The following is a 12,862-nucleotide window of genomic DNA, read 5'->3' as shown; positions in this document are numbered from 1 at the left end:
GTTTTCAACCGCCTGTCCGACCTGCACGCGCTGGAGTCCACCGGCGAGGGCGGGTCGATGGCCACGCTCTACGCCGTCTGACCTGCACACGCGGGAAACGATCGGTCCAGGTAGCGCGCTCGCCGAAGTCGCCAGAGTGGACCGACGCTCTGGGCATCACCCCTGCGGTGGCATCGAGTCCGGCCTGCACGCGGGGGAGTCGACCGTCCGTCGGCAGTGAGGCCGATGTCGGCGGACCGTCCGACCTGCACGCGCGGGAGTCGATCCGGCGAGCTGACATGAACGTCACCCTCGACCGGGGTCCGACCTGCACGCGCGGGAGTCGACCGATGAGCAGGTCGGTGACCACGTCGGTGCCGGCGTCCGACCTGCACACGTGGGAGTCGACCGTCGACGTCCTCGAACCGGGTCGTGGGGTGCTCGTCCGACCTGCACGCGCGGGAGTCGACCGGAGATCAGCGCGAGCTTCGCAGAGATCTTCACATCCGACCTGCGCGCGCGGGAGTCGACCCCGGAACGTCGGCCCGATGACCTTCTCCCACAGGTCCGACCTGCACGCGCGGGAGTCGACCCGGGTGCGAAACGGCTGGCCGGACCGTCCGAAGTCCGACCTGCATGCGCAGGAGTCGACCGTGCGAGGTCTACCCAATCACCTGCGGGGAGCCGTCCGACCTGCACGCGCGGGAGTCGACCGGCATTCCAGACCTTCGGACATCGCCGTGACCGGTCCGACCTGCACGCGCGGGAGTCGACCGATCGCCGCCGCGGTGGAGCTCCGTAAAGAGGTGTCCGACCTGCACGCGCGGGAGTCAACCGTCGCCGTACGTCGGGGCCGACCCCGACCACCCGTCCGACCTGCACGCGCGGGAGTCGACCGACATCGGCTGCCAGGCCCCTTTCGCCCTTGGGGTCCAACCTGCACGCGCGGGAGTCGACCGCCGCGCATCCGCAGCTCGGTCGCGGTCAGGGCGTCCGACCTGCACGCGCGGGAGTCGACCGCCGTTCGTCCCGCCGTGAGCCGTAGCCGGGTTGTCCGACCTGCACGCGCGGGAGTCGACCGGTGAGCGACGACGAGCCCGGGCCGACGGCGGAGTCCGACCTGCACGCGCGGGAGTCGACCGAGGGGCTGTAACGCCCGTGGACTGCCACACCTGTCCGACCTGCACGCGCGGGAGTCGACCGTGGTTGACGCCGACCTGGCCGGGGCCGAGCCAGTCCGACCTGCACACGCGGGAGTCGACCGGCTTGCCCCATGTCTTGCGCGTTCGTCGCCGAGTCCGTCTTGCACGCCCAGGAGTCCGCCCACGGTGATCGTCCGGTGCGTGGTAGCCGTTCTCTCCGACCCGCAGGTGCGGGAGTCTGTCGGGAGCCGGGTTCTGGAAGGTCTACGGCAGTGGAACCGACCCGCAAACGCAGGAGTCTCATCATTCCATCCACTGGTCTGCCGACCGTCGCCCCCTGTGTGAGAGCCTGCGCTCGCGGGGGCCGGCCTGCACGCGTGGGAGTCCACCGCCGCCGGATTCCGGCAGGTCCAACCTGCACGTGCGGGAGTCGACCGACGACGGAGGGCTGTTCGCCGCGCCAGCGAACGCCCGACTTGCACGCGCGGGAGTCCATCGCCGCTGAGGGCCGCGGCAATCCCGGCGGCGTCCAACCTCTGCACGCGCGGGAGTCCACCGAACCAGACACGCCCGGGCTCGTCGTCGCCTCCGTCCGACCTGCACGCGCGGGCATCAACCGCGCGGCGACGGCGCTGGGCCCAAGGTGTTCACGTCCGGCCTGCACGCGCGGGAGCCCACCGAACGCGGCCACGCGGCCACGCGGCCACGTGCAGGATGCCGATCATCCAGTCCGATCTGCACACGCGCGGGAGTCCACCGGCGGGCGACTTGCTGGACACGATGAATGAGTAGCCCGACCTGCACGCGCGGAAGTCCACCGGTCCTCGCGGTCACCATTCCGGGCCAGGTCGAGTCCCACCTGCACGCGCGGGAGTCCACCGTAGCCCTTCGGCCGGCGAGCCTCAATCAGCCGTCCGACCTGCACGCGCAGGAGTCGACCGCCGGGCAGCATGACCTTCTGGATGCGGTCGCCGTCCGACCTGCACGCGCGGGAGTCGACCGCTGGGCAAGCGCAAAGTCACCGAGCAACTGGCGTCCGACCTGCACGCGTGGGAGTCCGTCGCCGATCAAGAAGGGTCGGCATCACCCCGGCGCCCCTGACCTGCACGCGCGGGAGTTGACCGGCGTCCGCGCTGCTGACCGCCCTCGGCATCCCGTCCACCCTGCACACGCGGGAGTCTGCAGCTAGCCCATCTGCCAGTTCCGGTTGCGGCCCGCCTACACATACAGGCGCAATCGAGCACGCTGAGAATGAGGACCTACTGATGCCTGAATGGATCGATTCACGGGTGTGGGGCAAGGCGCATGGGTTGCCTTGGCCATATCCGCTGGCCTGTCACCTGCTCGACACAGCCGCGATGGCCGGCGCGTTGTGGGACGCATTCGTCAGCGCCGGGCAGAAGGAGCAGGTGGCCGAAGGATTCGGCGTCACCGTTGGCCAGATGCGCGACTTGCTCAGCTTTTGGGCTGGGCTTCATGACATCGGGAAGTGTTCGCCATCCTTCGCCGGCCTGCCGGCCGGGCCCTGCCCCAGTCTCCTCGACGAGGCCGAATTCGCCGCGCCACATGGATGGATGTACGAGGACGCCATCAGGCACGAAAGAGTCTCTCACCTCGTCGTCCCCCAACTGCTGGCGCCATACGGGTACGACGCGACATCACGGCCGGCGCGGTCCGTCGCCCATCAGGTCGCGCAGATCCTCGGCGGCCACCACGGTGTATACGGGCCCGCGCTGGACCGGGCCACCATGACCAACCCTGGTCGGACCGAGCCGAGAATCGGGACCGCACCAGGATGGCCGGTTCAACGGCAAGCACTCGTCGCACTCCTGCACCAGGCATGCGGCCACCCGATCGCCCCCTCCCGCGTCGCTCCACCCGGTACCGCCGTTCTCGCGACCGGACTCATCGTCCTGGCGGACTGGCTCGCCTCCCAGAAGAAGTGGGTCCTCCCCCGCGGGAGGGAGTGGTTCGCGGCCGGCGACGAGAACTGGCTGGACCACCACGCCCGCGCCATGAAGCACGCCCCTAACGCGATCATCCGGGCGCAGCTCGGCGTAGCGGCTTGGAAGCCTGCGAAGACCTTCTCCGACGTGTTCCCGGGGATCACCCGACCGCACCCCCTGCAGGCAGACCTCGCCGACCGGCTCCCGGGGCTGGTGGCCGGCTCCGGTCTACTTCTGGTGACTGCGCCGACCGGCGATGGCAAGACCGAGTCGGCGTTGTTCGGGGCACGGATCATGGGCGCTGCCGCGGGCCGGACCGGTGTCGGACTGCTGCTACCGACGATGGCCACCACGAATGCCATGTGGGAGCGCGTTCGGGATTACACCTCCGCGCAGACCCTGGCCGACACCCCGGTCACGCTCGTGCACTCGATGGCCTGGTTGAACCCTGACTACAACGACGGTGGAGAGGTCTTGGGCGACGGGTGCACGTCCACGTTCGCGGGCGACTGGATCCGCGGGCGCCATCGGCCCCTCTTCGCCCCTGTCGCCGTCGTCACCTGGGACCAGGGCGCGCTCGCCGCCTTGCCCGTCCGGTACAACGCGATGCGCTGGCTCGCCCTGTCGGGCAAGACGATCGTCATCGACGAAGCCCACGCCTACGACGCGTACGGGCACGCCCTTACCGTGCGGTTGCTGGAGTGGCTGGGCCATCTCGGTGCTCCGGTGATCCTCCTGTCCGCGACCCTCTCCGGCTCCTTGGCCCGTCGCCTCGTCGACGCCTACCGCTCCGGCGCCGGTCATACGGACCCCACCACCGTCACGCCCGCCTACCCAGGCTGGGCGTACGCGGATGCCACCACCGGCACGGTGACCGCATCCGCGATCTTGCCGACCACCCGCGCCCGAAAGCTCACCGTCACCCTCATCCACGGCAACCACAGCCACAACACCGCTCACACCAACGCACGGGCCGCGAACCTCAACTCCCTTCTCGACCCCTGCTACGACCAGGAAGCCGATGCCGGCACAGTACTGGTCGTCTGCAACACCGTGCCCGACGCCCAGGCCACCTACCAGCAGCTCATCGCCCGCGCGGGAAGCCGCCGCCCCCGCGTTCTACTCCTTCACGCCCGCATGCCCGTCTGGCAGCGCGAGCAGATCACCCGCGAACTCCTGGACACCCTCGGCAAGAAGGCCCTGCGCCCGACAACTCCGATCATCGTCGTCGCCACTCAGCTCGCCGAGCAGTCCCTCGACATCGACGCCGATCTCGTCATCACCGACCTGGCCCCACTCGCCCAGCTGCTCCAGCGTGCCGGCCGCGGGCACCGCCACGAACTCGGTAACCGTGGTTCACGTCCGTCCTGGGCCCCCACTCCCCACCTCGCTGTGCTCACCCCCAAGGGACAGCTACCGCCTCCCCAGTGGGGCACTGTCTACGACGCCTCCCTGCTACGCCGCACCCGCGATCTCCTCAGCAGCCACCACGGCCCCGTCGCCGTCCCCGAGGACGTCGCTGCCATGATCGAGACCGTCTACGTCGACCTGAACGAGCTCGCAGACCAGGCCCTCGCCGACGATCGGCACCGTGCCGCCCGGGAAGCCGCCGACACCGCCTCCGGCCACGCCCGCAGCATCCCCAGCCCTCACGCGGTCACCGACCTGTATCCGCTCACCACCTACGACGGCGACGAAGACGACCTCGTCACGCGCCTAGGAGCCGACAGCCTCCGCGTCCTGCCGATCTACGTCACCCCCGACGGCCGCAGATACACCGACCCCGCGTGCACCACCGCTGTCCCGATCCCCAAGCCGGGCCGGGCCGAGCTCGACCGTGACACCGTCGCAGCGCTCGTCCGACTCACCGTCGCCTGCCCCGGCGCCTACCTCCCCTCCGACGACCCCCAAACCCAGACACCCGTCGAATGGGAGAGCACCCCCATCGCCCGCGACCTCCGACTCCTCCCCCACCCCACCCAGAACGGCACCCCCCGGCCCTACCAGGCCGGCCGACACCGCCTTCACCTCGACCCGGAACTCGGCCTCGTCCATCTCTGAACAACCACGTCCACTCCGGCGAGGTCCACGCCACTCAAGCTGTCGGGGAACGGTCCGCGCAGGTGGTCTTCCCACAGCCGAACGACTGCGCCTTCGTGGTGCGCTCCGCCCGCGCCAGCAGCTATAGCTTCCGCGCCGACCGGTGGGCGAAGGAGCAAGAGATGGCAACGTCGACACACCTCTTGTGGGCTGTCCACAAACTGACGCGCGGGTCGCACTGACCGATCGACGGCGGGTCGGGGGACCGGAACCGAGCCCTCGGCGGGTCGCTCCCGCACCCCGAAGTAACCACCGGCAAACCTCTCGACGTGAGGTTCGCGTACCAAGCAGTGCGCCAGGATTCCGCTGCAATAAATCTGACTACTCGTCAGTAAAGTCAGCAAAGGGTCAGCATTCATCCGACTAGACCCGACCACACCCTGTCGCACATGAGACTCGACAGCAAGATCAGAAACCGCCTCCGCCCACTGAATCCCACACCACGCGCCACAAAGAAGCGGAAGGGGGTTCGCGCCCGCCGCGTGAACCCCTCGCCACCAGATATACCCAGTTCAGCGCACTCTTCCCCGGGGCTTCAGGTGAGTTGGCGGCAGTTCGGGAGACGGAATCGGAGGACCGTCGTAGCCCTTGACCTCACCGAAGCGGGAGCCGTTCATCCAGTCTTCTCGGGCCTGCGCGATATCATCGTGGGACCGTCCGATCCAGTTCCAGAACATGACGATCTCCTCCTCGAAGGGCTCGCCGCCCAGGAGCATCAGGCCGGCGTCGGAGGCGGCGCGGAGGGGGAGTTCGGTGCGGCCGCAGCCGAGGTAGAGCATGGAGCCGGGGAGGACCGGGACGCCGTCCACGTGGGCTTCGCCCGACATGGACAGGACCGCGTACTCGAAGTCGGGGTCCAGGGGGAGGCGGGTCTCGGTGCCGGCGGCGAGGGTGAGGTCGGCGCCGACGATGGGGGTGTACGCGGTTCCGGGCGAGGTGGCCGTGTCCAGGGTGCCCAGGATCACCGTGGCCGTCAGGCCGGGGGCGGTGACCTGCGGGAGGTCCGCGTGGTGCTGGAAGTGGGGGTCGACGTTCCGGTGGGCGTCCGGGAGGGCCACCCACAGCTGGGCGCCGTGCAGGAAGCGGGCGTGCGGCCGGGGACTCTCCTCGGAGTGGCTGATGCCGCGCCCGGAGGTCATCAGGCCGAGCTCGCGCGGGCGGACCGTCTGCAGGCTGCCGACGCTGTCGCGGTGCAGCACCTCGCCCTGGTGCAGCCAGCTGACCGTCTGCAGTCCGGCGTGCGGGTGCGGGGCCACCTGCATACCGGGCTCGTCGGCGATGTCGTCGGGCCCGTAGTGGTCGACGAAGCACCAGGCGCCCACCATCCGGCGGCCCAGGTTCGGGAGCAGCCGGCGGACCTCGGTGGCCTCGCCGAGCTTGACCGTGCGGGGGCTGAGGAGTTCGCGGACGGGCTCGGCGACGACGAAGCCGCGGCCGCCGCAGGCGGAGAGAGCGGGCTGGCGATCGAGATTGCTCATGCGGACAACGTAGCCCGGGTCCGGCGGTACGTACCCGGAATGTTCCGGGCAGGGCACGTGTTGCAGGGGCCATGAACGCTTCGACGACCTATTACGACCACGGAACGGCCGCCGAGCGCTGGGACCGCGCACAGCTCTTCTTCGGTGCGCGGGAGTACGCGACGGCCGCGAGGATCCTGGCGCCGCTGACCGTGGAGGCCCCCGAGCAGCTCGCACCGCGGCTGCTGCTGGCCCGCTCCTACTACCACTCGGCCCAGCTGGTACGGGCCGAGACCGAGCTGCGCGGGATCCTGGAGCGCTGGCCGGTGGAGGAGTACGCCCAGCTGATGATGGGGCGCACCCTGGAGCGGCAGGGGCGGGACGCGGAGGCCCGGCCGTTTCTGCGGATCGCCGCGGCCATGGCCGGGGACTTCCCGGAGGACGGCCGCTGAGCACTGGGGGCGCGCGGGTGTGCGGGTGCGCCCGGAGGCTTCGGCTCGGTTAGCCTGGGGCCAATATGAATCGTCTGACCACGCCCTTCGGCTCCTACGAGCTCACCCGCTTCCCCCAGGACCCGCGCGACCAGCTGCGCGCCTGGGACGCCGCCGACGAGTACCTGTTGCGCCATCTGGCCTCGGGTACCGGGGACCGCGGGCCGGTGGACCTGGCCGGTGCCGGGCAGATCACCGTGCTCGGGGACCGCTGGGGGGCGCTGGTGACGGCGCTGGCCGCGTACCGGCCGGCCCAGATCACCGACTCCGCGCTCACCCACAAGGCCACCGAGGCCAATCTGGACCGTTCGGGCACGCCGGCCGCCCGGCTGCGGCTGCTGACCACGCAGGATCCGCCGCCGGAGCGGATCGACGTGCTGCTGGTCCGGGTGCCGAAGAGCCTGGCGCTGCTGGAGGACCAGCTGTACCGGGTGGCCCCGCACCTGCACAAGGACACCGTCGTGGTGGGCACCGGCATGGTCAAGGAGATCCACACCTCCACCCTGCGCACCTTCGAGAAGATCATCGGGCCGACCCGGACCTCGCTGGCCGACAAGAAGGCCCGGCTGATCTTCTGCACCCCGGACAAGGCGATCGCCCCCACGCGGGCCGTGGACCCCTGGCCGGTCACCTACACGGTGGACGAGGACGGCGGCTCCGGTGCCGGTCTGACCGTGGTCAACCATGCCGGGATCTTCTGCGCGGACCGGCTGGACATCGGCACCCGCTTCTTCCTGCAGAGCATCCCGACCAACACCGACGGCGCACGGGTCCTGGACCTGGGCTGCGGCAACGGTGTGGTGGGCACGGCGGTCGCGGTCGCCGACCCGGACGCCGAGGTGGTGTTCACCGACGAGTCGTACCAGGCCGTCGCCTCCGCCAGGGCCACCTTCGAGGCCAATGTGCCCCGGGGCCGGGAGCGCGCCGAGTTCCTGGTGGGCGACGGGGTGGCGGGCCTGCCGCCGGCCTCGGTGGACCTCGTACTGAACAACCCGCCGTTCCACTCGCACCAGGCGACCACGGACGCCACCGCGCTGCGGATGTTCGCGCAGAGCCGGAAGGTGCTGCGGAACGGCGGCGAGCTGTGGGTGGTCGCCAACCGGCACATGGGCTACCACACCCATCTGCGGCGGCTGTTCGGCAACAGCGAAGTGGTGGCCAGCGAGCCCAAGTTCGTGGTGCTGCGCGCGGTCAAGCGTGAGCAGCGGGAGCAGCGGGCGGGCCGGTAGGCCCCTCCCCCGCTCCTACCCGTCGGCCGGATTCGCGCACGCCCTATGTGACCAGCGGGTACGTCCTACACTCGGCCGCGTGAACAGCGAGGCGACGGTGGACGGCGGTGGCGCCGGGGCGCGCTACCGGCGGGAGGAAGTGGCCCGGGCGGCCGGGGTGAAGGTGCGCAACCTGCGCTACTACCAGGAGCGCGGACTGCTGCCGCCGCCCCGCCGGGAGGGCCGGATCGCCTGGTACTCCGACGATCATCTGGTGCGGCTCCGGCTGATCGACGACCTGCTGGGCCGTGGCTACACCGTGCAGGGCATCGGCGAGCTGCTGGACGCCTGGGAGCAGGGCGGGGGAATCGCCCAACTGCTCGGGCTGGAGCGGGAGATGACTCGGGACTGGGTCCAGGAGGAGCCGGTCACCATCACCCTGGACGAGCTGCGGGAGCTGTTCGGTCCGGCCGCTACCGCCCAGGACACCCGGCGGGCGGCCGCGCTGGAGTACGTACGGGTCGAGGGGGACGCGGTGACCTTCCCCAACCGGCGGCTGCTGGAGGCGACGCTGACCCTGGTGCGGCAGGGGGTGCCGCTGGCGGAGATCCTGGACGCCGGGGAGTTCGTGCAGAGCCAGGCGGCGGCGCTGGCGGACCGGTTCGTGGGGCTCTTCCGGCGGCACGTGGTCGGACCGGAGGGGCTGGGTCGGCTTTCGGCCGCCCAGCTGGAGCACATCACCGGGGCGGTGGCGGCGCTGCGTCCGGTCGCCGGCGAGGTGGTGACCGCCGAGTTCGCCCGCGCGATGGCCCGTCGGGTGGACGCGGAGGTCGCCTCACTACTGCGCACTGAACCCCGTACGCAACAGTAGTAGTTGGCCGGAAGGTGGCGGTCGAGCAACCTTGCCAACCGCCATTGGCACTCTTACATTCAACGGCACACCCATACCGGTCAGTAACGATCACAAGGGGATGTGCCATGCAGCATGAGTTATCCGAGGAAGGTCAGGACGGGCAGAACGGGCCGGGCAGCGACACGGACGGGCGGGTGCGCTGGCGCCGGTTCGCCGTCCTGACCGTCCCGGCCATCGCCGTCACCGCAGGCCTGGGCATCGCCCTCGCCCAGGGCGCGCTCGCCGCCTCCTTCGCCGTGTCGGGGCAGCAGTTCAAGGTGTCCGCGAAGAGCCTGACCGGCGAGGGATTCGCCCAGTACGGCAGCGTGGACATCAACGCCCGCGAGGAACTGATCCCGGTCGCCGTCACCGCCATCCGGGAGGCGAAGCTCCACAGCCTCTGCCAGTCGGTGATCACCACGCTCCCGATGATCGGTGACATCTCGCTCAACCTGACGGCCGGCCAGAAGGAACCGGTGGAGGCGACGAACCTGTTCGTGGACGCCACCCAGCTCTCCGGCAACGCCACCTTCACCAACATCGAGATCGGGCGCGACGCCTCCACCCTGGACAAGGGACCCACCGAAGCCCGGGGCATGCAGGACCTGTTCGCCCAGCAGGCCGACACCGTCAGCATCACCGACCTGAAGCAGACGGCCTGGGCGACCAACGCCGGCACCTTCAAACTCTCCGGCCTCAACCTGAAGATCAGCAAGGGCAAGAAGGAATGCTTCTGAGATTCCGGCGGTGGCGCCGCAGCAGGCCGTTCTGGGGCGGGCTCCTCGCCGCCCTCGCCGGGGCCTGGATCTGCTCCCTCCCGCTGGCGCCCCTGAAGATCATGCTCAGCCAGGGGGTGGCGGGCATCCCCTCGGTCCTGATGGGCCTGCTGATGGTGGTGCTGGGCCTGTCGGTGTGGTTCGCCCCGCACTACCGCTCCCTCGCCGGAGTGGTCACCACCCTCATCGCCACCGCCGCGCTCGTCCTCTCCAACCTGGGCGGGTTCCTGATCGGAACCCTGCTCGGGATCCTCGGCGGCGGCCTGATGTTCGCCTGGCAGCCGCGCACCGCCCCGCAAGGCCCCTCCCCGGAGGCCTCTCCTCCCCCCACCCCGCTCTCCGATCCCCAAGGAGCACCGTCATGAGCCGCGAACAGCACACCCACCGCACGCGCACCACCCTCGCCCTCGGGCTGGCCGCCGCCGGCGCGCTGACCCTCGGCGCCGCCACCGCCACCGCCGCGCCGTTACCGCTGGCCGGCCCGACCACCGTCACCCCGGCCGGTCACAACTTCAAGGCCACCCTCAGCGGTACGGCCACCTTCACCGCCGGCTCGGTCACCGTGACCTGTTCGGTGTCCGTCTCCACCGGCACCGTCCCGGCCGCCCCCGGCAACAGCAACCCGGCCGGCCCGGTGGTCTCCCCGATCACCCCGCCCACGTACAGCTCGTGCACCGCCAGCCTGCCGGGGGTCACCCCGACCGTCACCACCAGCGGCGCCTGGAAGGTGTCCATGCAGCACGGCTCCCCGATCACCGCCACCATGGTCCTGCCGCCGGGCGGACTGGTGGTGAAGACCACCGGGCTGGCCAACTGCCTGGTCACCGCCACGCCGAACGCCGCGTTCAACGTGCCCGGCACCTGGGTCAACGGCACCCCGCCCTCGCTGACCTTCAGCCGGGTCCAGGTGCCCGCCAAGGTGACCGGCGGATTCGGCTGCCCGACCAGCGCCACCTCGTCCACCTTCAGCGCCGTCTACAAGGTCGCCAACACCACCGACCCGGCGCAGCAGATCACCGTCACCTCCTGACGGTCGCCGGTCACGGCAGATAGACGATGCTGGGCGCGCCCGTCGTCGGATGGACCCCGATCCGGGTCCGTACGCCGTACACCTCGCCCAGCATCGCCTCGGTCAGAACCTCGGCCGGGGTGCCGGCGGCCACCGTCCGTCCCTGGTGCAGCACATACAGCCGGTCGCAGAAGGACGCGGCCAGATTGAGGTCGTGCAGCACCAGCAGGCCGGTGGCCGGCAGGCCGCGCACCAGCGCCAGGATCTCCAGCTGGAAGCGGATGTCCAGGTGGTTGGTCGGTTCGTCGAGGGCCAGCAGGCCCGGGTCCTGGACCAGGGCCCGGGCCACCAGCGCGCGCTGCCGCTCGCCGCCGGACAGCTCCTCGAACGGCCGGTCGGCCAGCTCGGCCGCGCCGACCGTGCGCAGGGCCTCCCGGGTGCGCCGTTCGTCCTCCGGGCCGTCCTGCTCCCAGAACCGCTTGTGCGGGCTGCGGCCCATGGCCACCACCTCGCGGACGGTCAGCCCGAAGGTGCCGGTGGCGTCCTGCGGGACCACCGCCACCCGGCGGGCCCGCTCCTTGACGCCGAGCGACCCGGCGTCACGGCCGCCGAGCAGCACCCGGCCGGCGGTGGCGCGCAGTCCCCCGTACACACAGCGCAGCAGGGTGGTCTTGCCGCTGCCGTTGGGGCCGACCACGCCGACGGTCTCCCCGGGGCCGGCGGTCAGCTCGACGCCGTGCAGCAGGACCCGCCCCCCGGGGGTCTCGTACCGCAGTCCTTCGACATGGAGCCCGGCCGGTCCGCCCGGGAGTTCCGGTGCTGCCCGGGCCCTCATCCGAGCACTCCTTCGGCCCGCCCGGAGCGGCGCAGCAGCCAGAGGAAGAAGGGGCCGCCGACCAGCGCGGTGACCACGCCGACCGGGATCTCCTCGGGTGCCGCGGCGGTACGAGCCACCAGGTCGGCCAGCAGCAGGAACACCGCCCCGCCGAGCGCGGACACCGGCAGCAGGGCCCGGTGGCCGGCGCCGACGACCATCCGGGCGGCGTGCGGGACCATCAGTCCGACGAATCCGATCGCCCCGCTGTAGGCCACCAGGACCCCGACGACCAGCGAGGTCAGGACGAACACGACGGCCCGGAAGCGGCCGGTGTCCAGTCCGAGGGTCCTGGCCCCCTCCTCGCCGGCGAGGAGCAGGTCCAGCGGCCGGGCGAGCGCGAGCAGCACCCCGGTGCCGAGGAGCAGGGCGGTGGCGGGCACCGCCAGTTCGTCCCAGCGGGCCCCGCCGAGGCCGCCCAGGGTCCAGAACAGCACCAGACGGACCTGGTCGGCCTCGGCGGCCAGGACCAGGATCAGACTGGTGAGGGCGGACAGGACGTACTGCACGGCGACCCCGGCCAGGATCAGCCGGCCGGTGGTCATGGTGCCGCCGCGCCGGGCCATCGCGTAGACGGCGAGCAGCGCGCCCAGGGAGCCGGCGAAGGCCGCGGCGGGCAGGCTGACGGTGGTGGCGAGGCCCGCGCCCGCCCCGAGGACCAGTACGCAGACGGCCCCGGCCGAGGCCCCGGAGGAGGCGCCGAGCAGGAAGGGGTCGGCGAGGCGGTTGCGGACCAGGGCCTGGAGCACGGTGCCGCTGACCGCGAGCCCCGCCCCGACCACCGCCCCGAGCAGCACCCGCGGCATCCGTACGTCCCAGACGATGGCCGCGAAGGCGCCGGTGCGCTGCCCGCCGAGCACGATGTCGAGCACCTGGCCCGGGGCGATCCGCACCGGCCCGAGCGCGAGCCCGGCGACGGCGGCGGCGAACAGGGCCACGGTGAGCAGCGCGAGGACGGCGGGAGTGCGTCGACGGACGGGACCGACGG

At 71.2% G+C, this 12,862-nt stretch carries 10 protein-coding genes and 1 CRISPR repeat array; of the genes, 7 read left to right on the top strand and 3 right to left on the bottom strand.

The features are described 5' to 3' along the window. Nucleotides 1-176 precede the first annotated feature (176 nt). Nucleotides 177-1,243: a CRISPR direct-repeat array (repeat unit 29 nt). A 1,143-nt stretch (nucleotides 1,244-2,386) separates the two neighbouring features. Next, nucleotides 2,387-5,128 (top strand): CRISPR-associated helicase Cas3', encoded by a 2,742-nt coding sequence (gene cas3, locus ACZ50K_RS11875; RefSeq protein ID WP_468900913.1) that lies wholly within the window; start codon nucleotides 2,387-2,389, stop codon nucleotides 5,126-5,128. 551 nt (nucleotides 5,129-5,679) lie between these two features. Here cas3 and ACZ50K_RS11870 read toward each other — a convergent pair. Then, the gene (locus ACZ50K_RS11870; RefSeq protein ID WP_468900910.1) at nucleotides 5,680-6,645 is read right to left on the bottom strand and encodes a pirin family protein; all 966 of its coding nucleotides are present in this window, start codon (nucleotides 6,643-6,645) and stop codon (nucleotides 5,680-5,682) included. A gap of 71 nt (nucleotides 6,646-6,716) precedes the next feature. On the opposite strand from ACZ50K_RS11870, the gene ACZ50K_RS11865 reads away from it, so the two are divergent. The 6 genes from ACZ50K_RS11865 (at nucleotide 6,717) to ACZ50K_RS11840 (ending at nucleotide 11,021) form a co-directional block, all read left to right on the top strand. After that, the gene (locus ACZ50K_RS11865; RefSeq protein WP_468900908.1) at nucleotides 6,717-7,076 is read left to right on the top strand and encodes a tetratricopeptide repeat protein; all 360 of its coding nucleotides are present in this window, start codon (nucleotides 6,717-6,719) and stop codon (nucleotides 7,074-7,076) included. Between the two features lie 74 nt (nucleotides 7,077-7,150). Continuing rightward, the gene (locus ACZ50K_RS11860; protein ID WP_468901200.1) at nucleotides 7,151-8,344 is read left to right on the top strand and encodes a methyltransferase; all 1,194 of its coding nucleotides are present in this window, start codon (nucleotides 7,151-7,153) and stop codon (nucleotides 8,342-8,344) included. A 79-nt stretch (nucleotides 8,345-8,423) separates the two neighbouring features. Further along, nucleotides 8,424-9,194 carry a MerR family transcriptional regulator gene (locus tag ACZ50K_RS11855; protein WP_468900906.1) on the top strand — a complete coding sequence of 257 codons (771 nt, stop codon included), beginning with the start codon at nucleotides 8,424-8,426 and terminating at the stop codon, nucleotides 9,192-9,194. A 107-nt stretch (nucleotides 9,195-9,301) separates the two neighbouring features. Further along, a complete protein-coding gene (locus ACZ50K_RS11850; RefSeq protein ID WP_468900904.1) occupies nucleotides 9,302-9,952 on the top strand; it encodes a DUF6230 family protein in 651 nt (216 codons plus the stop codon). Then, the gene (locus ACZ50K_RS11845) at nucleotides 9,943-10,356 is read left to right on the top strand and encodes a DUF6114 domain-containing protein (RefSeq protein ID WP_468900901.1); all 414 of its coding nucleotides are present in this window, start codon (nucleotides 9,943-9,945) and stop codon (nucleotides 10,354-10,356) included. Before ACZ50K_RS11850 ends, ACZ50K_RS11845 begins: the two co-directional genes overlap by 10 nt. Further along, entirely contained in the window at nucleotides 10,353-11,021 is a 669-nt protein-coding gene (locus tag ACZ50K_RS11840; protein WP_468900898.1) for a hypothetical protein, read from the top strand. Before ACZ50K_RS11845 ends, ACZ50K_RS11840 begins: the two co-directional genes overlap by 4 nt. Nucleotides 11,022-11,031: 10 nt before the next feature. Here ACZ50K_RS11840 and ACZ50K_RS11835 read toward each other — a convergent pair whose 3' ends face one another. Together ACZ50K_RS11835 and ACZ50K_RS11830 are read right to left on the bottom strand one after the other, a co-directional pair. After that, a complete protein-coding gene (locus tag ACZ50K_RS11835; RefSeq protein ID WP_468900895.1) occupies nucleotides 11,032-11,835 on the bottom strand; it encodes an ABC transporter ATP-binding protein in 804 nt (267 codons plus the stop codon). Continuing rightward, the gene (locus tag ACZ50K_RS11830; protein WP_468901197.1) at nucleotides 11,832-12,821 is read right to left on the bottom strand and encodes a FecCD family ABC transporter permease; all 990 of its coding nucleotides are present in this window, start codon (nucleotides 12,819-12,821) and stop codon (nucleotides 11,832-11,834) included. Before ACZ50K_RS11830 ends, ACZ50K_RS11835 begins: the two co-directional genes overlap by 4 nt. Between the last annotated feature and the right edge of the window lie 41 nt (nucleotides 12,822-12,862).

The sequence above is a fragment of the Streptomyces sp. NPDC033845 genome (assembly GCF_055576225.1).
The sequence above is the reverse complement of the archived record's forward strand: the minus strand, read 5'-3'. Positions and strand labels throughout refer to the sequence as shown.